Here is a 22,266-nt window from a genome sequence, read left to right on the forward strand (position 1 = left end):
TCCTATGTGTGCTGATTAAGAAAATGTTTAACCGCTCCTATTCTTCCCGCTTCATTACCTAATGAAGCCGCTACAACTTTTTTAGGTAGAAATCGTTTATCCTGAACTTTTTTATTTAAAGCAACTTGAATTTTAGTTAACAACATATCTGGATTTGAAAAAATTCCTCCACCAATGATAAACACTTCTGGATTTATTAAATATGAAATAGTTAAAATACCATCTGTTAAGTTGTCAATAAATTCATCTAAAACTTCCTTGGCAATGGTATTTCCATCTGCTAATTCTTTAAAAAAGCTACGACCGTCTTGATTTTCTTTACCGGTTTTCTTTTCAAAGTTTTTAACCAATGATGTAGTGGAAGCAATATTTTGCCAATCTTGGCCTTTTATTGGTAAATATCCAACTTCACCAGCAGTATAACTACTTCCATTAAATATTTTTCCATTAATGATTATGCTTCCACCTATTCCTGTACCTACTGTAATCATTGCTGCAGTTTTAATGCCTTTAGCTTTACCTAGCCATGCTTCTCCAAGTGCTGCGCAGTTAACATCATTTTCAACAGAAACAGGTAATTTAAACTGCTTATTAATTTCAGTAGTAAAGTCTGTCCCTATATATCCAGGTATTGTGTAGCCAGCATAAATTATTTCTCCGGTATTGCTATTAACAACTCCGGCACTTGAAATAGCAACACCACTTATTTCGTTTTCCCTTGTATAACTTCTAATCAAATTACACACTTGTTCTAAAATATCATTGGTTTTATTTTCATAATCAATATGAGTAGAAACTTCTTTATAATTATTAAGACTTTGCCCTTCTGTGGAATATAAATCTGCTTTAATACAGGTGCCACCAATATCTATTCCGATAATTTTCTTCATAATCTAATCCTTTCTACTTTAAAAGCAAAAAATGGGATTGGGAGCGCCCCAAACCCATTTATTACCTTATTCCCCAGTAATTTCTAAAAGTTTTACCTTACGATCTTCAGCAAGTGAACGAGTACATGCATCCGCAGTTGCAATTGATTCAAGGGCAGCTACACCATTAAGTAATTTTTCAAATTCTTTTGTGCCTTTACCGCCTTTCATAATGTATTGAAGATATGCCATTTCTTTGTCAATGCATGTTTGAAGCCATAATGGTGATCTTACACCTGGTTTACCATAAGCAATAGCTCCATCCATTCCACGACCTGTATAAATTGCTGTACGATCATCGTCTTCTTCTTGTGTTTCATGAATTAAGAAGTGAGATTCGCCTTCACCTTTAACCCGAAGAGTGCCACCAGTGTTATACATATCAAGCTTAATTGCACCTTTAGTACCTTCAATTAATAAGTAGTGTTCACCCCAACGGAAGGCATTTCCATATTCAAGGATGGCATAACGATCATCTGGATATTCCATATTGATAAGTAACATATCATCCTCATCTCCGAAGTGCTCACCTTTGTGGTAAACATTTCCACCAGTCATAGTTACTTCCTTAGGCATACCTCCCATAATGAATTGGATACAATCCAATTCATGAATATGGTGGTAAAGGTGACCACCTGACTTAGAACGAATCTTCTTCCAAGAAACTGTTGGCTGTTGTTCTTCCCAACCAGTTCTAGCAGCGTGGCAGAATAAGACTTTGCCAATCTTACCTTCATTGATTAATTCTTTAGCATGGTGTACACCATTAAAGAAATTCATAATGTGTCCAGCCATAAATACAACGTGATTTTCCTTACATGCATCAACCATAGCTTTACAGTCTTCATATTTTAATGCGATTGGTTTTTCACAGAAAACATGCTTTCCGTGTTCAGCAGCTTTGATAACTGGATCACGGTGTAAGTAACTTGGTGAAGCAACCATTACACAATCAATATCATCACGTGATACTAATTCATCTAAACTTGCACAATTGTCAGCACCTAATTCAGCAGCAATTTCTTTACCATGATTTGGATCATACACTGCAACTACTGCTGCATCTTCAATTCTATTCATTGATCTAGCTAAATCGGCACCAAAATATCCTGCTCCAACAATTCCATACTTAATCATAATTACTATCTTCTTTCTCTTTAACTCATTAAATCTTTAATATCGAAACTAATATAAGGTACAACATTCTTCATATGTAGTTCATTTCTAGACCAAGAATCGAATTTTTCAAACATTACACCTATTTTGTGATTTGGAAGTTCTGTCAGTGTTGAATAGGAATATCCATACTGACTGTTATCAATGTCATGATGATACTTCCAATCAATTGTGTTATTTGAATTAATCAATCCAATCCAAATCTGACCATGTCTTCTACCAGCAGTTGAATTAGGAGTACTCAAGATAACTGCATTCTTTCCATCAATTTTTTGACTGTAATTAATAATTGATAATTCTGTTCCATACGATGGATTACTGATAAAACTCAAATACTGTGGCTTACTCCAGGTATTACCAGAATCATAGCTGGTAATATATGCTATTTTTCCATTATTGGTTCTCATATATGTTTGAAGAACACCTGGACTTAATTCAACAATTTGACCTTCAGCTGACCAACTAGATGGAAGCGGGATAGTCTTTTGATTCCATGTCAAACCATTATCGTCACTATAGATAAATACTGATTCTTTGCCAGTATAACTACTAATTAAGATTCTTCCAGTTTTAGAATCAACAATTCCACGTCCTGGTCCTAAATATGGTGCATTTCTATTTAAGCCCATAAGTGGAGGTAACAGTTTTGGAGGCGTCCAAGTATCTCCAAAATTGGAACTAGTAATATAAGCAATATAATTAGTTGGAACGACTTTGAATAATGCATCTTTATAGAAGATATTCATATTCACCATTTTGCCGTTTTTATATTCTGTTTTCTTATTATTTTCAAAAGATACTGAGTATTGTTCAGTTCTTAAAGCGCTTCCATTTTTCGATAAAGAAAAATCACTATTTACTCTAAAATCAGTAGGGCTATTAGTACGATCATCGTAAATTATTCCACCTTCACGAACAGTGTAGTTATAGCCAGATTCTCCTTGTTTCTTAAGTTTCAAATAAGTGTGGCCATTAATATCCTTATATCCAGAATCAGATCTCGTAGCATCCCTAAAACTAACACCAGCAGGCATCACATCTGCAAACAGAAATACTTTCTTATCTTTTTCTACAATAACTGAATCAATATAAGTAGCTCCACCACTAATTTGCAAATCTCTCATTTGAGGGGATCTTGGCCAATCTAATGGTACGTTAGCAAAATCATCAAAAGCTAATGTTAATTTGGGTTCCCTCCAGGTCATTCCTGAATCATCACTATAAGAAGTGGCGATATTTATTTTGTTCAAGAAATCATGAGTTCCACCATATCTTGCATCTATACTTGAAAAGACTCTACCATTAGAAAAGGTATATAGTACTGGAATTCTAAAATAATTAGACCCTGTTTCATCATTTGCTTTATATATTAAATGATTAGAAATTGAATTAGATGTAAGCTCTTCTAATTGGTTTTGAGATAAAGCATTACCAAAAACTTTAAATTGATTTACTTTACCATCAAATCCAAAATCTAACTTTCCAGCTCTATTAACCCCACCTAACATATAGGTGTCAATACCTTGGATATCCTTGATTCCTAAAAAGTTAGTCATATATTCTTCAGCTACCTTAGTTCCATTAGCATACAGACTATATGTTTTTGTTTTGGCGTCAACAGAAAGGGCGATAGTATTTTCTACAGATTTTTTGTTGTATTTTCCCCACAAGGAAGCTGGTCTAGATACTAAATTATTAATTTTTTTAGAAGTATCTCTCGCTTCCATTCCTAGCTCACCGTTATCTCTAACAAAAACATCAAGATAACTATTATTATTGCCTGGTTTTGAATTAGAAAATCCAAATAAAGCCTGTAAACCCGTATTACTATACTGTTCAAAAGATAGGACAATTGAAAAACTATGATTATTTATCAACTTGCTATTAAGCTCATTCGTTATATTATAGCCAGTTCTATTTAGCTTAATATTATTCGCTTCATAAATTGGCTTAAGTGTTTCTTTTGATACGTTAGTTATTTTATTATTATCACTAATCGTATTAGCTTGCACAGGGGTAGTTATCAAACTGCAAGAAACAGCTAAAGCAGTTAAACTACTAGTGATACTCCCTTTATATTTCATAGCTATCCCCCCCATTAATAATTACGGACTTTAATAACCACCTTCTTAACTGGATTGTCATTAATTCTTACTTTTGGTTGATGGAAATCATCAGCAAATGCAACTACCATATTACTTTCAGTTAAAGTAATTGTTTGATATAAATCACTCTTATAAAATAGAACATCATCTTTTTCACTATATGGATCTACTTGAGTTGCATATGGTAAAGATGTAACTGCAATTTTTTCAGTATTTTTGACAACAAGATGGATATCTAAATAATCCTTGTGTGCTTCAAATTTAATTCCTGGTTCGTTGTCTGCGACATAATTGAAACACATTGCAAAAACATTATCGCCATCAATTTCATTACGACCTTCTTTTAAAGTATTTAAGTCTGTATTTTCTAAGAAATCACAAACTTTTGAAAAGTAAGGATTTAAAGATGCATATTTTCTAAATTTTGATCTTTCAGTAACTATCATAATTAATACCTCTTTAACTTTCTTTAGTGACGCTTTTCCCAACTCTGATCTGCCAAGATTTCAGGAATATCATAAATGGTAGTATATTTTGGTGCTTTTTCTTTCCCAGTTAAAACTGAAATCACATAACCGCTGATGAATGAAACAACAATTGAAATAATTGAGTATGCCCAGTAGTTAACTGCAGTTGGTGGTAAGAAATACTTAATCCAGACCATGATGATTCCTGAAACAATTAATGCTCCATATGCTCCATATTTATTAGCTCTCTTTGAAGCAAAGCCTAATACAAAGACGCCACCAAGCAATCCAAGAACTAAGCCCATGAAGCTGTTAAACCATTCATAAGCAGATTTAATTTGTGAATGGGCCATAATTATAGCTACAACAATTGAAAAAATACCAACAATTAATGAAACCCATTGTCCAATCTTAGTCCGGCGCTTATCATCCATACCTTTTGAAAGAACATCCTGAACATCCAAAGTCCAAGAAGTTGCAACTGAATTAAGACCAGTCGAAATAGTAGATTGAGCTGCTGCATAAATAGCAGCTAGGATAATACCAGTTACCCCTACAGGGAGTTCATAAGCGATAAAGTACATGAAGATTTGGTCTTGAGCCACGTTGCCGATTGAACTTGTTGCATGTTGTACTTTATAAAAAACATATAAACCTGTTCCGATTAAGTAAAAGACGGTTGCAACACCTAAAGATAATACACCGTTAGTAAATAACATCTTGTTTAATTTCTTAATGTTTTGAGTAGTAGTAAAACGTTGTACTAAGTCTTGTGATGATGCATATGATGAGAAAATGGTCAAACCTGAACCCATAACAATCAAGAATACTGAACCAGATAGAAGATTTGGATCAAATAGCTTTTCACTAGAAGATAAAAATTTTCCGTGAGCTAATTGCGTTGCGATTGCACCAAAGCCACCATTGATATCTTTAATCAAAACAAATAATGCAATAACAACGCCACCAATTAAGATTATTCCTTGAATAAAGTCTGTCCATAAAACTGATTTTAATCCACCAGTATATGAATAGATAATCGCAATAATACCCATTAAAATAATTAAGATATTAATATCAATTCCAGTAAGTGCTGCCAATCCAAATGATGGTAGATACATAATAATAGACATTCTACCTAATTGATAAATGATGAAAAGCGCAGCAGAAATAATTCTAAGAGCTTTTGAATCAAACCTTCTAGCTAAATAATCATAAGCTGTATCAATATCCATTCGGGCAAAAATCGGAAGAACATATTTAATTGCTAATGGAATTGCAATAAGCATTCCTAATTGTGCAAACCATAAAATCCAACTCCCAGCATAAGAGTTACCTGCTAATCCTAAGAATGAAATAGGACTAAGCATTGTAGCGAACAAGGAAACTGAAGTAACATACCAAGGAACTGATCCATCACCTTTGAAGAATTCTTTACCTTGCATTTCCTTTTTTGAAAAATATAATCCAGCCAATAATACTATTAGCAAATAGACAATTAAAACCGCTAAATCTATACCGGTAAAACCTGTTTTACTCATAGTAATTCTCCATTTTCTAGCTACGAACTAAAGAAATGCTTTTCTTGCTTCTCCAATCATTTCAGCAGCTTCCTTAGCAATCATCTTATCTGGTTCTGATAATGGCTCTAATGGTGCACGAACAGATCCAATGTCTAAATCTTCATTAATTCGAAGTATCTCTTTGGCAACAGCATACATATTTGCTTTACCAGATACCATTTTGTAAATAATTGAATCAATAGCATATTGGAGCTTTCTTGCATCTTCAAGCTTCTTTTCATGAATAAGTTCATTAAGCTTCAAGAATAAATCTGGCATAACTGCATAAGTACCACCAATACCAGCTTTTGCCCCCATTACGCGTCCACCAAGGAATTGTTCATCTGGACCATTGAATACAATATAGTCATCTCCACCTGCCGCAACAAACATTTGAATATCTTGTACAGGCATTGAAGAATTTTTAACACCAATAACTCTTGGATTCTTTCTCATTTCAGCGTATAAGTTACCTGTTAATGCAACACCAGCTAATTGAGGAATATTGTAAATAATAAAATCAGTATTTGGTGCAGCCGCACTGATATCATTCCAATACTTAGCAATTGAATATTCTGGAAGTTTAAAGTAAATTGGCGGTATTGCGGCAATTGCATCTACACCAACTTCTTCTGAATGTCTTGCCAATTCAACACTGTCCTTGGTATTATTGCAGGCAACATGGTTAATTACAGTTAATTTTCCCTTTGCTACTTCCATAACAGCTTCAATTATTTTTTTACGATCTTCTACGCTTTGATAAATACATTCACCAGAAGATCCATTAACATAAATACCTTGAACACCTTTTTCAATAAAGTACTTTACCAGTTCTTTTACTCTTTCAGAACTTACTTCACCATTGTCATCATAACAAGCGTAAAATGCTGGAATAACACCTTCATATTTTGATAAATTTCTCATGATCTATTCTCCTTTAATCTTTTTTAACGACTTTTATAAAACGTTGAGCAATTTCTTTAGGTCTGGTAATTGCTCCACCAATAACAACACTAAGTACACCTTCTGAATACACCTTTTGTAATTGTTCTGGTGTGTGGATTCTTCCTTCTGCAATTACAGGTAATTGAGCATCAACTAATTTCTTTATTAAATCAAAATCGGGTCCATCTAACTTAGGACTTTCGTCTGTATACCCTGATAATGTAGTTCCTACAAAATCGACTCCTGCATCAAAAGCGTTTTTTCCCTCTTCAAAATTGCTCGTATCTGCCATTAATAATTGATTAGGATACTTTTCTTTAATTTGACTAACGAATTCATGAATTGTTAATCCATCATGTCTAGGTCTTAAAGTGGCATCAAATGCAATAACAGGAGTATGACAAGCTACTAATTCATCTACTTCATTCATAGTAGCGGTTATATATGGTTTTTCAGGTGGATAATCTCTCTTAATAATTCCAATAATTGGCAATTCAGTTATTTGTTGAATCGCTTTAATATCTCTAACAGAATTTGCTCGAATACCAACTGCACCAGCTTCTTCAGCTGCTTTAGCCATATAAGGCATTAAACTGAATTTTTCTTCATATAAAGGTTCATTAGGTAAAGCTTGACAAGATATAATTACTCCACCTCCAACTTGAGAAGTGAATTCTTTCTTAGTCCAACTTCGTCCCATACTATCCCTCCTTGTGAATTATAGTTCGATCATAATAAAATCTTCTTTCATCATCGTCGAGGAAAAATGAGAATAAACAATCAGTCATCAATAAAATCGGAAACTGAGGTGAGATTTTATTTCCATAAGACAAATTTTCTGTAGAAGGTAACAATACCAGTTCATCACAAAAATCATGCTTATCAAAATTTCTCGTTGTCATAAGGATTGTCTTGGCTCCCTTTTCTTTGGCTGAAGCTAATCCTTTAATAACGCATTTTGTTTTACCAGAAATTGATGCTCCGATAATTAAACTGGAATCATCTACTAACAAACTATTCCAAATTATCATGTCATCATCATCAATCATTTCACCCATAATACCTAATCGCATAAAACGCATTTTAAGTTCACTTAATGCTAAAGCAGAACTACCTTTACCATAGAAGTAAATTTTAGAAGCAGATTCAATCATCTTTTTAATACGATCTAATTTCTTTTCATCTAAAACTGAATAATTTTTTTGCAACATTTCCTCATAATCGGACAATACATTTTGAGTCCAATCTTTATAACCAGAACTTCTCTTTTGATTCTCAACCATAATCTGGTATTGATACAAAAAATCTCTAAATCCTTTAAAGCCGCATTTTTTCGAAAATCTAGTTAAACTCGCCTTTGAAACATGAAGTTCTTTACAAAAGAAATTTGCTTTTATACTTGTAATTTCTCTATTTTTAAGAAAATGATATGCAATTTCTTTTTCTGTATTTGTCATTTTTTCTAGATTGGATTCAATGCTAGTAATTGGTTCAGAATTTAATAGCATTGGGGGCCTCCACTTTTGTTGTAAACGTTTACATAAATTATAGTATCATCTATGGAACTCTATTTCAAATAGAATGAACATTTAGAAATTTGTTTCTATTAATAGACAAAAATTAAAAAGTTATTTAGCTTTAATTTGGAGATATTCACAAATATCGTTCAAATTTTGGATAAATGTTAGTTTATTTTTTAAAAAAAGGCTTTGAAACTTCAAATAAGTAAAATCATTATATTTAAATATTAGCTTCACATTGTGAATTACATTTACAAGAAATGATATAATTTGATTCCATGTTTCATAAATAAAAAAGAGGACTACGTCCTCTGCATTTCTTCTATTACAAATTCATATACTTCTTTTAAACTATATATTTTTCTAGTCTCTATTAATATTCCTTTATATCACCAGTGAAATTACTTGCTTTACTTGTTCAGAGTCTTCACACGAATCGATTATTTTTCTTAATTTAGTATTAGTTAGCAATCAGTGGACGGTATTTGTAATTTCTAATTTCTCCGCTTTTTTGAAATATATTGTAGTAATGTTGCTCTATCTGGTAAGTCCACATCTAAATACACATTTTTGTAAGCCTTTATACGCTTATATTTACATTTTTATTCCGACTTATAAGTAGTTCCAATTTCCAACAAAAGTGGAAATTAACTTGCTTGCGAAAATAAAAAAGCTGACTTACATCAGCCTTTTCATCATTAATTCCTTACTCTCCGATTACCATAACAGTACATTTTCTATTTCTATCTCTATTTTGATCCCAATCTACGAAATAGAGATATCCAACGGAACCAGTGTTCAATACTCCATCTTTAACTATAAAAGTTAAATTTCCACCAAATAACGAACCACGAATATGAGCATCACCATTTAATATTGTCTCTGGATAACGATAATTAGTATTTTATCTTCTTACTCATTCTAGATGGACGTCCTTTCTGTTTAGGCAGAAGACCAGCAATTCCTTCATGTTTGAACTTTTTCACCCACGAAAAAACTTTAGAAGAATGAATGTTAAACTTGGTAGCTACTGGAAGTTCTCCTAAATTTGGATTATTCAAGTAGTAGCGTACCACATCTATCTTAAAATCTGGCGAATAAACTCTTTTAGAATGCTTAACCTGAAGAGAACTTAAACCATTTTGTTCAGCTTGATGAATCCATTTGCGAATAATAGATATATTAATCTTATATTTCTTCGATAATCCATTCATCGAATCATGATTTTCTAAATATTCTGAAACAACTTTAACTTTAAAATCAAAAGAATATTTTGACACAAAAAACCTCACAATCATTAGACTTTATGTCTAACAATTATGAGGCACTTCACATTAGGATATTGGAATTTTACCTTTTTAAAAATCTTATTCAAAACTATCTTTTACCTTACTAGGAAGAGGATTTTTATTAACATTATGATATTTTTGAACCACCATTTATTCTATTTAAGAAACTATTACCATTTTCTAGCTTTTCTACTCCAAAGAAGTCTGCTCCAGTAGCACCTACATCAGAAAGTGTTAAGCGTTCGCCAACATATTTGTGAAATACATTTTCTTTATAAATAAGTAAAGGTACTTTTTCTCTAGTGTGTTGTGAATGACCTATTGTTGGATCATCTCCATGATCAGCCATAATGATTAAGATATCTTCACCGGTAAACTCCTTTTCTGCTTTCAACAAACAACGATCGACTGTTTCAAGAACTTTAGTATATGTTTCTGTATCTTGTGAATGCCCAGCTAAATCTGTTTCCTGAATATTCATAAAAATAAGACCATCTTTTATATCATTTGCTTGTTCAATAAATCTATCAAATAAATAATTAGTATCAACACCTGGAAAACGTCTTTGTGTATTACATCTGATAATATCCGAAGCTTTACCTATTAATGCAACATCAATATCATGTTTTATTAAAATACTCGATAATTGTACGTTAGGATTTATCCCATAGCCCAAATGAACAACATGATAATCTTTTTTATAGACCCCTGATTCAGGGGCTGAAATTCCTACATATTTACCATTCTTAATATGACGGGCATTTAAAATATCTTGAATCTTTACATCTCTTCCTCCAAAAGCTATAACTCTTGAAACTTTTACTACTTTTCTTACGGACTCTCCTAATCTTGTGATTTCAGAAAAAGGCATTTTATCTAAAGTTGCAGTAATATTATAAACTTGTCCTGGATCAGCTTCTAAATTATCTGCTACGGTTGCTGAATCATTTACAACCAATATTTGTAATCCTAATTCTCCATATCTTTCAACTTTAAATTTATCTTTTTTTAACTGAGCTTCCACCTGATCTATAACTTCATTAAAAGGTTGCAATAAAGGTAGTGGAGGTTTCGACCCCATTATTTCTTGATGTCCTAAATAAGAATCAGCACCCTGATGTATTAGGTTTGCAGTACCCCAATTGGCATCTGGTGAAAAAAGATGATGCCCTCGCTCTACTCCAATTGCATTCATTAGGCCTAGTCTTTCAAGGTTAGGAATATCAATATTGGGCTCTGCTTTTACTATATTTAATGCTGTATTCGCACCTACATCATTAGGTCGAACTTGAGCAACGTCTTTCATTGCTCCAACTCCAACCCCATCTAAAACAATTATTCCAAATTTGCTCATTATTTCATCCCCTCTGGTAAAGGTCTACCTTGACTATCAAAAATCCCTATTAAATTTGGTTTACCAGATGTAATTCCATCAACTAATGCAACTGAACTTCTTGTAACAAAGATTTGTGTCCTAAATGCTGTAATAACAGTAGACCCTTCCTTAAATGGTTGATTCAATTCCAAATAGTAATCAATACTTTCATCATCGAATGGTAAAACACTGGCTGTCTTTTCTTTGTCATTTTCAAATACTAATGCGTTTTTCAAATGTCCCCGTCTATAAAATCCTCCTGCATAAAAGTAAGAATGTTTTTTAAAATTGTGTGATATTTCGCTAACATAGCAATAAGCAGGAATTTCAGGTTCCTTGTTGAAAGCGTGCATAGGGGTAGTCCCTGTAAGTCCATGACCTGGTTCTCCTTCAGTTCCACCTAATTTTTTAATAAGTGGAATTGAATCACAACAAGTTGCTGAAGGGAGGCTAAGAACATTCATTGGATAGTTATGCTTCTTAAATATTAATTTAACGTCATTTACAGTTTTTAAACTAGAAGTTGGCTCTATTTTATTAACTTTATGATTATAGAGTAATGCAGGAAATACAGTAATTCCTGACAGCTGAATGTATTTTAAAGAAACAATTTCATCAAAATTATTATCTAATTCTTTTAATGTTAAGCCTCCAACTTGACCAGGATATAGTTCATCGTTTTCACCTATAACCTTTAAAAGGACTTTTTGAATAATCCCTAATTTTCTAGCGACATCATTTATATATTTAAGATTAGAAATTGAATATACAGTTACATACTTAGTCCCATAATTTAAAATCTTTTCAACTAATAATCTTGGGCATTGAACCAAATTGCCCACGTTGCCAATATGTAGATGATTTTCCATATACATTTCAGCTTCTCTAAAATCAACTGCTACAGAATAAGGAATACCAGCTTCTTCTATAGTTTTAGCAATTACAGGATTTCTTCCTAATTGCTTAGTCATATACAGCAATTCGATATTATTTTTTTTAGCAACATTAACAATCTTTTTAGTATTATTTTTTAGTGCTTCTAAATCAATTACATAAGTATCAGGTAGAATTTGGCCAGTTTTATGTAAGTTTACGGCCACAGAAATCAAAGAAGGATTGTATTGTTCTAATGAACTTAAAAACATTTATATCACCTCTTTAATACTTTGCTTAAGAATTCTAATTATAGTATCAGGGCCTGTTCTGTAAGGATTTATCCTAATAGTTGTATTAAGTAAGTCTGCATCAAATTCCTTAAAGGTGCCGGAAACACGATAAATCATTGGTACAATTTCATATTTGGATTCAGCTCCAATAGGATTAGGGGCTGCTCCATATTTAACAACATGCTTTAATAATTTTTGTGCAATGGGATGTTCAAACTCAACTAGTAAAACTTTAGATTGTGCATTTGCAATATAAGCTTTTTTCACATATGGGACTTCACCATTATTAAGTCTTTTTTTTAATTCAACTACCACTTTAGCTTGATTAGCTAAAGCAACAGGAGCATACACCAAACCTCTTAAGACATCCAAAGCTTCATGTCCCTGAACTTGTGACCCACCTGAGTAGTTTTCCTTTCTGATTATTTCAATATATTTTCTTTTACCTACAATGCATCCAACACCTTCCGGACCTAATAATTTGAATGTAGAAAAGCAACTCAAATCAGCTCCTAATTCAACCCCAATCTTTGGGACTTTCATTACAGCATAATTATCATCAGTTATGATAGGTACATCATGATACTTACTTTTTAATGCACTAATAACTTCGGCCATTGAATAACTGTCATCTGGTTTTTGCCTAGTGAATTGTATTAAGATAGCCTGTATGTTTTCTGGAAGCTTTTCCGTTTTTAGTTCGTTAAAATTTACACTTAAAGTCTCTATTCCCAACATATCAAATGAAACTTTGGTTGTTGGATAAATGGGCGCTTTATGAATTAATATCTTTTCCCCAGAATTTATTACAACATGCAATGCACTTCTAATTGCACCAGTTCCAGAGCCTCTGACTAAAATGGCATCTTCTGTGCCAAAAAAAGATGCTATGCTTTTTTCAGCTTTTCGTGTGGTTAATGGCTCATTAAAGTCCGGTACTACACCTAAATCACCTCTAGTAATTATCTCTTTGCCTGAGAATTCTTTCGTCAAACAATCTACTAATTTCCACTGTTTTTTTAAAGCATCACCAGGAGAAATACTTTCTAATGGATAAGTTTTAAATTTTTTAATCATTCCAGTTACCTTCTCCATAAATCCTTTGAGGATTTTCAATAAGCATCTTATGAATAAAAGCATCTGAAACCCCGGATTTTCTTAGCATAGGAACAAAAGTATCCAATAAGTATGCATATCCATTACCACCATTTGCTTTTAAATGTGATTTTCGAGTAATATCCATAGACATTACAACTTGGTCAACATAACCAGCTTTTTCAATTGCTTTAATAATATTTACACGGGTCTGATCTGGCATATAATTATTTTTACCAATAGTATCAATTTCAACATTAATACCTGTTTTAAGCATATCTAATATATATTGTGGGTCTCCAGTTAAATCAACATGTCCAATAATTATTTTGGGCAAATAAGCCTTTTCCCTTTCAAAGAATCTAACTTGTTCATGACCTAAAGTACCTATTGAAGTATGGGTCATTATTGGAGTATGGGTTTCTTTACTTGCAATTACTGATGCTTTAAAAACTTTTTCTTCTTGTTCAGTCCATTTGTTTTTTGACGTTGCTATTTCCCCAATTACACCTGCCTTGATATCTGTTCCTTTTATTCCTACTTCAATATCATTAATCATCATTTCCACTAATTGTGTAACAGATAATCTATAAACTTCAATTGGAAGGAAGGCGGATTGATACCAGCCAGTTGTTTGGACTATATTAATCCCTGTCTTTTTAGCAACATCTTCTGCGTACGCAACATTTCTACCTATTCCTCTACAAGTGGCTTCGATTACATTTCTAACTCCTTTTGCATATAAATCCTTAAATTCTTCAATAATTAAATCTTTTGAATCTAACAGCGTATCTTCATTTTCAATAACCTCAGAGCGGTCAATTGGTATATGTTCATGTGCATAAACTATGCCTGGTACTAATTTACTCATTTTTTTCAGTCCTAAAAGAGTTGCATCACTCTTAAAATATTTAACAATAAACCAAATAAAATAGTTGCAACTGGTCCAACTGCCATATTAACAAGTGGCTTCGGAAGTTTTTTATTTAAAATCCAAATTCCAATAACCCAAAAGAATCCTAAATTTGGAGCCATTTTGTTGCAGGCTATAGCTGCTCCAATCAAAAGTGAAATAGATATAGTTTCAACCAATGAAGTACGAATATGTTCCCCCATATCTCTCAAACCAGGGAATTTATCCATCCCCTTAGCAGTTGCTCCTAATGCCTGAACTTCTATCCACATCCAAACTGCACCAGCAATAAAGGCAACAATTGGTTGTCCTTTAAGAAGCAAGCCAAGTGCAAAAATTATTGTCGTACCTGCCATGCCATATACACCTGTAACAATAGCAGTTGAAAATACTAATGGGATAAATCCAATCGCTCTAGCAAAAGTTGCAATTGCAGCTTCTCCAACTTGTCCTTTTACTAATAGTTGTTGAGGTAAAACATCAACAGCTAAAATCAATTCACTTGATGCTGCAGTAATTAAACCACCCATAAGTGATAACCAAATCCAGTTACTTTTAATTCTTTTTACTCTGTTTGAAAAAATATTTACAAGATTTGCATTAGCACCCTGTTGTCCTTGTATCTTTGCAGCATAATAAATCATACAAATCATCGCTACTAACAAGGCCATACCAATTGCATTTAAAGTTATTTTGATATTTTTACTAAAGACAAAAGTCCCAAACTTATTAATTAAAATATAAGTAGCAAATGTCCAAAGGAAAGTAATAATTCCTTTTTTGTAATTATGTTGACTTGCTACTGCAATTGCAGGAAATGCACAAAATGCTAATAGAATTGGACTACCAAGTAATGATAAAGCACCAAAGAAATTAAATGGAAGCATTGCGAATAACTTAACAATCCAAGATAAGCCCAGGAGTAAACCTGCACCATAAGCTGCACCTGCACCAAACGCAATTACTGACCCCCATTTATTATGTGGTGTCCAAGTCCCAAAAATATCACAGGCCAGCAAAACACTGTGTGCTACTAAAATTGTTGATCCAATTGATACTGGTATACCGAATCCAATAATTAAACCAAAACTAAGTCCAAATGATGTTACGGCTAATTCCTTACGATTAATTTTATTTTCAAAATATTCAGGTAAAATGGGTCGAAGACCATCATTAAATACTGCTATCCCTTTATTTGCTAATACTGATCCTACCCCACCAACTAATGCGATAAGGATATAATTTATTATCGTAACCATATTTATAAGCCCTTTCTTAAATATTCTAAATATTGAATATTGAATTTAAAAATTATAAAGACAAAGCCTTTACAATCATAGGCAATACTCTATCCTTAGAATTAAAAGTAAATCCAAATGCAACTTTTCCTTCTTTTACCCCTTGTTCGATTTCTTTTTGAGACAATACATTAGTTGGGGATGCAACTGTCAAAGTTTTATCACTACCTAATAAAGCGGTTGCCATTGCCAAAGCTCCCCCAGCCCCCGTTTCACAAGCACCAATATAAAAATCAGCTTCATTATTTTGAATCGCCATTGCAGCATCAAGATCACTTAAGATTTTCACTTCAATATCTTTTTTACTTAGCAAGTTTAATAAATCCTTGTGTATCTCATCTTTACCCATTTGGCCACCAATTACGACTTTAATCATATTAATCATTTCCTTCCGAAATAACATTTACTAAATGCATGATTACATACTGCTTTTCTGATTCATTTATTTTGTAAGGTACTCTATCTTGAATGGACTTCCAATATTTATTAGCTTTAGAAAAACTCTTTTTATGAGTTATTTGTTGCCAAAGTTCTTCGGGCATTGTATCAACAGTTTCATTGTTTTTTGCTCTTTCAAAAACCATTAATAAGTGAATTAAAAGCATTTCAACTTTATATGGATTAGAATTTTTAAAATCTTTCTCTATCTCTTGAATAAACCGAATTCCTTTATCATCCGCCTTTTCTGCTTTTTTCAAAACTTCAATTTTTTCTTTTGTCTCGGTTAGCAAACCTATCATCCCCTTAAACCTAATAAACTGGTAATACTTCTCCAGAAATAACTTTATTCTGTGTCAGTACTAAGTGCTTAGTTGAGAGTGTCTTTCTTAGAATTGTTTTAACAAAGACATTATTTTGCTTTCCTACAATAGCAGCTTCAGAAGCTTCAACAGTTGCAACATCAGATAATTCTTGATAGCTAACTGGATAATTTTGCTCAATAATTTCATCTTTATTCCAAATTGCATAATCTATGACACCATTAATAATATTCTTCACAATTTGGTTATATGGCATTGGAACAAGATGAATTTTATGCTGCTCTAGAATGCTTTTAGTCAATAGGACATAATCAATCGAATTTTCATCGACTCCGATTTTGGCTCCATCCTTAATTTCAGGTTTTTTACCCTTTTTAAAAATTAAGACGTGAGTACTTACATAAGTTCCTTTGGGTAACTTTAAATATATTTCAAGATTTGGATTGTGTTTTACTAAATAATTAGCAGTCAATCCAGATGTAATAATAAAGTCACTTCTTCCCTCTTTAAGCCCTGATAAACGATGCTTGCTACCATTCATATAAAAGAGATTTACAGGCATATCACTATTCAAAAAGGATTGATAAATAGCCGTAGCTAATCCTTCATATTTCTTTGTATATGGTAATGGCAAAGATCCGACAATATCCGAATTTTTTAAGTAAAGTAGTAATTTTTTATGATTTATCTTTTCAATATATGTACCTAAATGTCCTTTTGAAACTGTTAAAACAGCTCCTTCTTTTTTTAGAATATCTCTGGCAGTCTGCATAGTACCCAAAGATATACCAGCTTCTTTGCTTAATTCTTGAACTGTTGGCACCCTATCATGAGGCCTCATTATGAAATATTTCTTTGCTAAAAACATCAAGGCTAGTCCCAACATTCTCATTTGTTGTGAGATCACAAATAAGCCTCCTTTAAATATTCAAAATACCGTATATTGAATACGCTTACATTATCGTATAATTTAACTTAATTGTCAATCATAAAAATCCTACCTAAATTAAAAATAAAAAAGGCCTGATATGATAAGGTTTACACGACCAGGATTATCAACACTTTTTAAGATAATTAAATAAAGTTTATATTTTCGTATATACAAGTCAATGCTTTCGATAAAACATATTATTATAGAAAAAAGAAGACAAACATTAGTCTGCCTTCTTTTTCTTCTCATGCCCTTGTGAGAACATGCAAAAAATCACTCTTCTTTACTATTATAGCATACAATACTCAGCACTTTAAAACCAAAAGAGAACTAATTAAAGCTATGAATAAATGGATTAGGTATTATAATTGTGAAAGAATTCGGCATACATTAAAAGGCCTGACTCCGATTGAATATCGAAATCAAGCCCTAAAGAAATATTGTTAGAAATTAACGTCCAGTTTCAGGGGTTAACTTCATTTTTATAGATTAAGTGTTTCAATGCAAAAATAAAGAATGCCTTATTATTAATCTCCATTTTCATTTGCAATCATTTGCTTGTTGTAAAGGGCTTGCCCCGCTTTTACTTCATCCCAAGTGCCAATTTTTGTATCTTCACCATAATAGCCATCTAACAAGCCTTTAGAAATAAGAACAGTTTGCTTATACGCAATTTTAGCATTCCATTCTGTAGTATCTGCATCCGCAAGTGAAGCATGTAATGCCGTTAATGGGTCCATTTCTTTTCCACCATTAGTGAAAAGTATGCCATGTGAGTTTAACAAGAATCCATTTCTTAATTGGCCTGCTTGAACTCGTTCTTTAATAATACCTGACATATATTGAGCTAAATCTTCAGTACATGCTGGATGCCACTTTAACGTCTTGATTTCTTTAAGCTTCTGAGTAGCTTCAGTGATATTGGGCATACTTAATCCAGTTGTTGCCCAGAACATTGATTGATCACTGTGTGCATGAAATACGCACTTAATATCTGGGCTTAAATCGTAAATAGCTTCATGCATATTAATTTCTCGTGTAAGATTACCAGTACCTGAAACAATTTTTCTAGTATGTGGTTCTATTACTAAAATCTGATCAGCAGTCAAATGCCCCAAATAAGCTTCCGACATCATAGTAGGTGTCATTACATAGTATTCTTTTCCATTTTCATCATGAACACGAATACTAATATTACCACCAGCAATGTTAGTATCTCGTCTTTCCATGACTGTTCTAACTACTTTAGCTAAATCTTCACGTTCAAATTCAAATGGGATTCTACCTTTTGGAATCATCATATAACCTTTACCCCCTAACTTACTTTTTGCGTTTATTACGTAGATAATTACAATTTTTTTCTTGACGCTTTTCTAACATTTCCTGCAACTTTTCTTTACGCTCTTTGTGCACTCTAGCATATTGAGGAAATACGATATTATCTCCATGATACTTAAAGATTAATCCAAGTATCATGGTAAATATATTTATCCACCATATTCCAGTAATTAATGATGTAGTGAAAATTGCAAAAGCCACAAAACACACAAACGTCCAAAAGTATTTTGTATTAATTATCTTTTTCATAATGTTTTACTTTGCTTCTTTTTCAAAAGATTCATAGCGCTTGGCAGGTAATGGATTCTTTTTCATGTATCTATATAGAAGAATAAATAATGCAAGTAGTGTTACTAACCCAATAATTGCAATAATATTAAATTTACCAGCTTGTGCAAATAAAAATCTTAAATCAGGTGCTTCAATTGAACTCCAAGTGACATGTGAGCCAGCTGGAACCTTTGCTGCTTTAGTTTCAGTGGCAAGCTTAGTAAATATATTTGAAAAGTAACTAGCACCATATAGAAACATAGGTTCATAAATAATACCTAAGACAATCATTCTAAGTAAATTACCACCTGTAAGAAGCAATCCACCTACACCTATACAATAATTAATCACACCTGCAATAGGTAAAACGGTATTACCTGGTAAAATAGCAGCATAGATAATTGAAACTGGAATCATCAATACCATTGTTACCCAAAGTTCTGTAGATTGTCCCAAAATAGGCCAATCCAAACCTATAACAACTTCACAACCTTTAACATGCTTCTTCATGAAATTACTCATTTGGGTACCAAATGGGGTTAAAGCATCCATAAAGAATTTAGCCATTGGTGGGAAGATTGCCATTACTGCACCAACTGTAACAGCTAAGTTTAGTGCATCACCAATACTGTAGCGACCTGCTAATGCTAGAATCAACCCGATAATAGCACCCATTACAACTGGTTCTGAAAGAATACCAATCTTCTTTTTTAAATCACGTGCATCCCATTTTCTATTAAATATAGGGATGTAGTTCATCAGCCAGTTAATAGGGAACATGATAGTTGCTGTAAATGCTTCAATATGAGTAGTAGTGACACCTGGTAAGCCAAAGTCGTTTTTAATTTCGTCAATCCACATGTCACCAAGTTTTAGCATAATAACAATTTGAATGCCTGCACAGATAAATGCCCAAACCATTGAACCTGAAACTGAATAAACCATGTAAGCAGTTAGTGCTATCCCCCAAACATTCCACATATCTGCATTTAATGTCTTAGTCCATTTAGCAAGAAGCATCACTAGGTTAATAATAATTTCAACGGCAAAAAATATAAACGCCATTGGCCACGCCCAAGTTATCGCAGCAGCACCAGGCCAGCCAAAGTCAACTGATGGAAGATTAATACTAGTATATTTTGCCAAAGACTTAGCTGCTGGACTAACAGCGGTAGTTAATTGAGTAATAGCCATTGACATTCCAATAAAAACAGTGGCTAAATAAAGTCCTGAGAGAATCGCTTTACTTGGCTTCATTCCGAAAATTAAGCCAAGAATAATAATAAAAATCGGAATTAATACTTGTGAGCCAACTCCCAATATACCTTGAACAACGCTATTCCAATCCATGAAATCTCATCTCCTTTAAAAGCAACGAGTTATTGATTGTTCTCAACTACTTCTTTAATCTTTTCATTTGCATCATCTTGACCCATTCCTGTCAACCATGGTAGACCAACTGTTGAATAAACATCATGTTCATCAAGTACTTCCTGCAATTCTTCATCTGCTGGAGCAATACCAATATATGCGATAATGCTTGGATCATTTTCAACTGTTGATTTAGCAGTTTCAATTGGCTTTGGCGTAGCTTTGGCTACACCATCAAGTCCTTGGTCCGTTAGAAAATCGTTAATCTTTTGAGAAACTTGAGGACTAGTTGCAACACCTGAACCACAACATACTAAAATAGTTTTCATAATACATACCTCATCTTTCATATAACCTATTCTTCAAATTCGTGTACTAGAAGTTTATACATCTTCTCTTTGTCGGCTTCTTGGAAAGCGTTTACAAAGGTGTCATTTTGAAAAGCAGCCATTATTTTAGCAAGAAGTTTAGGCTGCTCTGCACCATTTTTAAGACCCAAAAACAAAAAGTATCTTGATGACATTTGACTACTGTCACCCATTTGCTTTACATCTAGTAGCTTTCTAGTTTTAACTACATAGATAAAAGCTTTCTTTATGTACTTAGGATCAACATGTGGCAATGCGATTGATATTTTCGAAAATTTTAATCCAGTTGGATACGATAATTCTCTTTTCTCAAGACCCGAAATATATCCTAAAGTTGCATATTCTTTTTTAATTACACGACCACCAATCAAATCAAATAACTCTTGTTCATCTTGTACGTCAACCTCCAAATCAATCAAATCAGTATTAAACATTGAATTCATTTCTGCTCCCCCTCTCTTTGTTTCAATTTGTTCTTTGTTTACGCTTACATAATAAAAAAAAAAAAAAAAAAGATGTCAATATATTTTTGCTAAAAAGGACAAAAAATGTTTTAGTTTGAACATTTTTTGTTCGTGAGATAAAATAAACTTGAAATCAAAATTATGGAAACGAGATGAGTTACTTGGTATTACATAAAAAAGAGCGGCAAGAAAAAATCATTCTTTTACTTGCTAAATCAGGCTTTCTTACAACTAAGAGTTTGGCACAAAAAATTGGAGTTACGGAAGTAACTATTAGAAGAGACTTAACTGAATTAGCTAAAAAAAACGAAGTACAAAAAACATTCGGTGGTGCTAAGCCTAATGAAAAGCACTTAAATATTGAGTTTTCTACCCAACAGAAAATAAATGTTAATGTACCACTAAAAAAGCAAATTGGTAAAAAACTGGCGGAGATAATCCCAAATAATTCAACGATATTCTTAGGGGCAGGTACTACTTTGCTTTATTCCATCGAATATTTATTAGATAAAAATATCAGCTTTATTACTAATAGTGTTCCAGCTTTTGAAAGATTAGCTTCAACAACTAGTCGAGTATTATCTACAGGTGGAGAACTACATAAAAACACAGGTGAATTTCTGGGGCTTTTAGCTGAAAGAACTTTTGATGGCTTGAATATTGATTATGCATTATGTTCAACTAACGGAATTTTAGATGACAATGTTACAACTAGCATTGATACAGAAGGTGCATTGCAAAATAAAGCCATTTTGCATTCCAAAAAAACTATTATTGTAGCTGATCATACGAAATTAGATAGGTCAGATCTTATTACATTCAGAAGCTTAACAAATTTCGATATGTTAGTTACCGATAATGAAATTCAACCCCAATTAAAAAATAAGTATTCAAAGTACACAAAGATTGTTTAATACATATGA

The 22,266-nt window shown here is 32.7% G+C and carries 24 protein-coding genes and 1 pseudogene; 2 read left to right on the top strand and 23 right to left on the bottom strand.

The genetic code is table 11. The features are described from left to right. Positions 1 to 2: 2 nt before the first annotated feature. The 18 genes and pseudogenes from ETI37_RS04240 to yhfZ all read right to left on the bottom strand — a co-directional run bounded on the left by ETI37_RS04240 (position 3) and on the right by yhfZ (position 17,508). Positions 3 to 890 (bottom strand): ROK family protein, encoded by an 888-nt coding sequence (locus ETI37_RS04240; protein ID WP_143458419.1) that lies wholly within the window; start codon positions 888 to 890, stop codon positions 3 to 5. Between the two features lie 66 nt (positions 891 to 956). Then, on the bottom strand, positions 957 to 2,066 hold the full coding sequence (locus ETI37_RS04245; RefSeq protein WP_143458418.1) for a Gfo/Idh/MocA family protein: 1,110 nt from the start codon (positions 2,064 to 2,066) through the stop codon (positions 957 to 959). 20 nt (positions 2,067 to 2,086) lie between these two features. Continuing rightward, positions 2,087 to 4,189: a sialidase family protein gene (locus ETI37_RS04250; RefSeq protein ID WP_224783249.1), complete on the bottom strand. Its 2,103-nt coding sequence runs from the start codon at positions 4,187 to 4,189 to the stop codon at positions 2,087 to 2,089. A gap of 14 nt (positions 4,190 to 4,203) precedes the next feature. After that, positions 4,204 to 4,656, bottom strand: a complete 453-nt coding sequence (locus ETI37_RS04255; protein ID WP_143458416.1) for a NanQ anomerase/TabA/YiaL family protein — start codon at positions 4,654 to 4,656, stop codon at positions 4,204 to 4,206. Positions 4,657 to 4,679: 23 nt separating this feature from the next. Continuing rightward, positions 4,680 to 6,218 (bottom strand): sodium:solute symporter family protein, encoded by a 1,539-nt coding sequence (locus ETI37_RS04260; RefSeq protein WP_143458415.1) that lies wholly within the window; start codon positions 6,216 to 6,218, stop codon positions 4,680 to 4,682. A 27-nt stretch (positions 6,219 to 6,245) separates the two neighbouring features. Further along, positions 6,246 to 7,163 (bottom strand): dihydrodipicolinate synthase family protein, encoded by a 918-nt coding sequence (locus ETI37_RS04265; RefSeq protein WP_143458414.1) that lies wholly within the window; start codon positions 7,161 to 7,163, stop codon positions 6,246 to 6,248. Positions 7,164 to 7,176: 13 nt separating this feature from the next. Further along, the gene (locus tag ETI37_RS04270; protein WP_143458413.1) at positions 7,177 to 7,884 is read right to left on the bottom strand and encodes an N-acetylmannosamine-6-phosphate 2-epimerase; all 708 of its coding nucleotides are present in this window, start codon (positions 7,882 to 7,884) and stop codon (positions 7,177 to 7,179) included. 1 nt (position 7,885) lies between these two features. After that, positions 7,886 to 8,692, bottom strand: coding sequence for a MurR/RpiR family transcriptional regulator (locus tag ETI37_RS04275; RefSeq protein WP_143458412.1), 807 nt, complete (start codon positions 8,690 to 8,692; stop codon positions 7,886 to 7,888). Between the two features lie 718 nt (positions 8,693 to 9,410). Continuing rightward, positions 9,411 to 9,608: pseudogene (locus ETI37_RS04280) on the bottom strand (YjbQ family protein); the annotation flags it as partial. After that, positions 9,601 to 10,002: a helix-turn-helix domain-containing protein gene (locus ETI37_RS04285; RefSeq protein ID WP_143458411.1), complete on the bottom strand. Its 402-nt coding sequence runs from the start codon at positions 10,000 to 10,002 to the stop codon at positions 9,601 to 9,603. The pseudogene ETI37_RS04280 and the gene ETI37_RS04285, both read right to left, overlap by 8 nt. Positions 10,003 to 10,120: 118 nt before the next feature. Continuing rightward, complete coding sequence (locus ETI37_RS04290; RefSeq protein WP_143458410.1) at positions 10,121 to 11,347, bottom strand: phosphopentomutase; 1,227 nt, start codon at positions 11,345 to 11,347, stop codon at positions 10,121 to 10,123. Further along, positions 11,347 to 12,513: an alanine racemase gene (locus tag ETI37_RS04295; RefSeq protein WP_143458409.1), complete on the bottom strand. Its 1,167-nt coding sequence runs from the start codon at positions 12,511 to 12,513 to the stop codon at positions 11,347 to 11,349. Before ETI37_RS04295 ends, ETI37_RS04290 begins: the two co-directional genes overlap by 1 nt. Next, the gene (locus tag ETI37_RS04300; protein ID WP_143458461.1) at positions 12,514 to 13,608 is read right to left on the bottom strand and encodes an aminotransferase class V-fold PLP-dependent enzyme; all 1,095 of its coding nucleotides are present in this window, start codon (positions 13,606 to 13,608) and stop codon (positions 12,514 to 12,516) included. Continuing rightward, the gene (locus tag ETI37_RS04305; RefSeq protein ID WP_143458408.1) at positions 13,604 to 14,500 is read right to left on the bottom strand and encodes a phosphotriesterase family protein; all 897 of its coding nucleotides are present in this window, start codon (positions 14,498 to 14,500) and stop codon (positions 13,604 to 13,606) included. The genes ETI37_RS04300 and ETI37_RS04305 overlap by 5 nt, the downstream gene beginning before the upstream one ends. An 11-nt stretch (positions 14,501 to 14,511) precedes the next feature. Next, a complete protein-coding gene (locus tag ETI37_RS04310; protein ID WP_370511144.1) occupies positions 14,512 to 15,801 on the bottom strand; it encodes a YhfT family protein in 1,290 nt (429 codons plus the stop codon). Between the two features lie 52 nt (positions 15,802 to 15,853). Next, on the bottom strand, positions 15,854 to 16,216 hold the full coding sequence (locus ETI37_RS04315) for a DUF2620 domain-containing protein (RefSeq protein WP_143458406.1): 363 nt from the start codon (positions 16,214 to 16,216) through the stop codon (positions 15,854 to 15,856). A 1-nt stretch (position 16,217) separates the two neighbouring features. Then, on the bottom strand, positions 16,218 to 16,580 hold the full coding sequence (locus ETI37_RS04320) for a PRD domain-containing protein (protein ID WP_143458405.1): 363 nt from the start codon (positions 16,578 to 16,580) through the stop codon (positions 16,218 to 16,220). 10 nt (positions 16,581 to 16,590) lie between these two features. Then, complete coding sequence (yhfZ, locus tag ETI37_RS04325; RefSeq protein ID WP_143458404.1) at positions 16,591 to 17,508, bottom strand: GntR family transcriptional regulator YhfZ; 918 nt, start codon at positions 17,506 to 17,508, stop codon at positions 16,591 to 16,593. A gap of 279 nt (positions 17,509 to 17,787) precedes the next feature. On the opposite strand from yhfZ, the gene ETI37_RS07955 reads away from it, so the two are divergent. Continuing rightward, positions 17,788 to 17,979: an IS3 family transposase gene (locus ETI37_RS07955; RefSeq protein ID WP_162501148.1), complete on the top strand. Its 192-nt coding sequence runs from the start codon at positions 17,788 to 17,790 to the stop codon at positions 17,977 to 17,979. A gap of 80 nt (positions 17,980 to 18,059) precedes the next feature. Here the strand turns inward: ETI37_RS07955 and ETI37_RS04335 are convergent, their stop codons facing one another. Genes ETI37_RS04335 through ETI37_RS04355 form a run of 5 tightly spaced genes read right to left on the bottom strand, consistent with a single transcriptional unit; the run spans position 18,060 to position 21,322 of the window. Further along, positions 18,060 to 18,833, bottom strand: coding sequence for a class II aldolase/adducin family protein (locus ETI37_RS04335; protein ID WP_143458403.1), 774 nt, complete (start codon positions 18,831 to 18,833; stop codon positions 18,060 to 18,062). 19 nt (positions 18,834 to 18,852) lie between these two features. Continuing rightward, on the bottom strand, positions 18,853 to 19,119 hold the full coding sequence (locus tag ETI37_RS04340) for a hypothetical protein (RefSeq protein WP_143458402.1): 267 nt from the start codon (positions 19,117 to 19,119) through the stop codon (positions 18,853 to 18,855). A gap of 6 nt (positions 19,120 to 19,125) precedes the next feature. Continuing rightward, complete coding sequence (locus tag ETI37_RS04345; RefSeq protein ID WP_143458401.1) at positions 19,126 to 20,490, bottom strand: PTS galactitol transporter subunit IIC; 1,365 nt, start codon at positions 20,488 to 20,490, stop codon at positions 19,126 to 19,128. Between the two features lie 29 nt (positions 20,491 to 20,519). Next, a complete protein-coding gene (locus tag ETI37_RS04350) occupies positions 20,520 to 20,840 on the bottom strand; it encodes a PTS sugar transporter subunit IIB (protein WP_143458400.1) in 321 nt (106 codons plus the stop codon). A gap of 26 nt (positions 20,841 to 20,866) precedes the next feature. Further along, positions 20,867 to 21,322: a PTS sugar transporter subunit IIA gene (locus ETI37_RS04355; RefSeq protein ID WP_143458399.1), complete on the bottom strand. Its 456-nt coding sequence runs from the start codon at positions 21,320 to 21,322 to the stop codon at positions 20,867 to 20,869. 173 nt (positions 21,323 to 21,495) lie between these two features. Between ETI37_RS04355 and ETI37_RS04360 the strand changes: the two genes are divergently transcribed. Continuing rightward, positions 21,496 to 22,257 carry a DeoR/GlpR family DNA-binding transcription regulator gene (locus ETI37_RS04360; RefSeq protein WP_167494284.1) on the top strand — a complete coding sequence of 254 codons (762 nt, stop codon included), beginning with the start codon at positions 21,496 to 21,498 and terminating at the stop codon, positions 22,255 to 22,257. The last annotated feature ends 9 nt before the right edge of the window (positions 22,258 to 22,266 follow it).

Source organism: Lactobacillus mulieris (assembly GCF_007095465.1).
GTDB classification, from domain to species: domain Bacteria; phylum Bacillota; class Bacilli; order Lactobacillales; family Lactobacillaceae; genus Lactobacillus; species Lactobacillus mulieris.

What these genes read in the sequence shown, in the direction of transcription:
- ETI37_RS04240 (WP_143458419.1), bottom strand. Translation starts at nt 890, where the DNA reads ATGAAGAAAATTATCGGAATAGATATTGGTGGCACCTGTATTAAAGCA.
- ETI37_RS04245 (WP_143458418.1), bottom strand. Translation starts at nt 2,066, where the DNA reads ATGATTAAGTATGGAATTGTTGGAGCAGGATATTTTGGTGCCGATTTA.
- ETI37_RS04250 (WP_224783249.1), bottom strand. Translation starts at nt 4,189, where the DNA reads ATGAAATATAAAGGGAGTATCACTAGTAGTTTAACTGCTTTAGCTGTT.
- ETI37_RS04255 (WP_143458416.1), bottom strand. Translation starts at nt 4,656, where the DNA reads ATGATAGTTACTGAAAGATCAAAATTTAGAAAATATGCATCTTTAAAT.
- ETI37_RS04260 (WP_143458415.1), bottom strand. Translation starts at nt 6,218, where the DNA reads ATGAGTAAAACAGGTTTTACCGGTATAGATTTAGCGGTTTTAATTGTC.
- ETI37_RS04265 (WP_143458414.1), bottom strand. Translation starts at nt 7,163, where the DNA reads ATGAGAAATTTATCAAAATATGAAGGTGTTATTCCAGCATTTTACGCT.
- ETI37_RS04270 (WP_143458413.1), bottom strand. Translation starts at nt 7,884, where the DNA reads ATGGGACGAAGTTGGACTAAGAAAGAATTCACTTCTCAAGTTGGAGGT.
- ETI37_RS04275 (WP_143458412.1), bottom strand. Translation starts at nt 8,692, where the DNA reads ATGCTATTAAATTCTGAACCAATTACTAGCATTGAATCCAATCTAGAA.
- ETI37_RS04285 (WP_143458411.1), bottom strand. Translation starts at nt 10,002, where the DNA reads ATGATTGTGAGGTTTTTTGTGTCAAAATATTCTTTTGATTTTAAAGTT.
- ETI37_RS04290 (WP_143458410.1), bottom strand. Translation starts at nt 11,347, where the DNA reads ATGAGCAAATTTGGAATAATTGTTTTAGATGGGGTTGGAGTTGGAGCA.
- ETI37_RS04295 (WP_143458409.1), bottom strand. Translation starts at nt 12,513, where the DNA reads ATGTTTTTAAGTTCATTAGAACAATACAATCCTTCTTTGATTTCTGTG.
- ETI37_RS04305 (WP_143458408.1), bottom strand. Translation starts at nt 14,500, where the DNA reads ATGAGTAAATTAGTACCAGGCATAGTTTATGCACATGAACATATACCA.
- ETI37_RS04310 (WP_370511144.1), bottom strand. Translation starts at nt 15,801, where the DNA reads ATGGTTACGATAATAAATTATATCCTTATCGCATTAGTTGGTGGGGTA.
- ETI37_RS04315 (WP_143458406.1), bottom strand. Translation starts at nt 16,216, where the DNA reads ATGATTAAAGTCGTAATTGGTGGCCAAATGGGTAAAGATGAGATACAC.
- ETI37_RS04320 (WP_143458405.1), bottom strand. Translation starts at nt 16,580, where the DNA reads ATGATAGGTTTGCTAACCGAGACAAAAGAAAAAATTGAAGTTTTGAAA.
- ETI37_RS04335 (WP_143458403.1), bottom strand. Translation starts at nt 18,833, where the DNA reads ATGATGATTCCAAAAGGTAGAATCCCATTTGAATTTGAACGTGAAGAT.
- ETI37_RS04340 (WP_143458402.1), bottom strand. Translation starts at nt 19,119, where the DNA reads ATGAAAAAGATAATTAATACAAAATACTTTTGGACGTTTGTGTGTTTT.
- ETI37_RS04345 (WP_143458401.1), bottom strand. Translation starts at nt 20,490, where the DNA reads ATGGATTGGAATAGCGTTGTTCAAGGTATATTGGGAGTTGGCTCACAA.
- ETI37_RS04350 (WP_143458400.1), bottom strand. Translation starts at nt 20,840, where the DNA reads ATGAAAACTATTTTAGTATGTTGTGGTTCAGGTGTTGCAACTAGTCCT.
- ETI37_RS04355 (WP_143458399.1), bottom strand. Translation starts at nt 21,322, where the DNA reads ATGAATTCAATGTTTAATACTGATTTGATTGATTTGGAGGTTGACGTA.
- ETI37_RS04360 (WP_167494284.1), top strand. Translation starts at nt 21,496, where the DNA reads ATGAGTTACTTGGTATTACATAAAAAAGAGCGGCAAGAAAAAATCATT.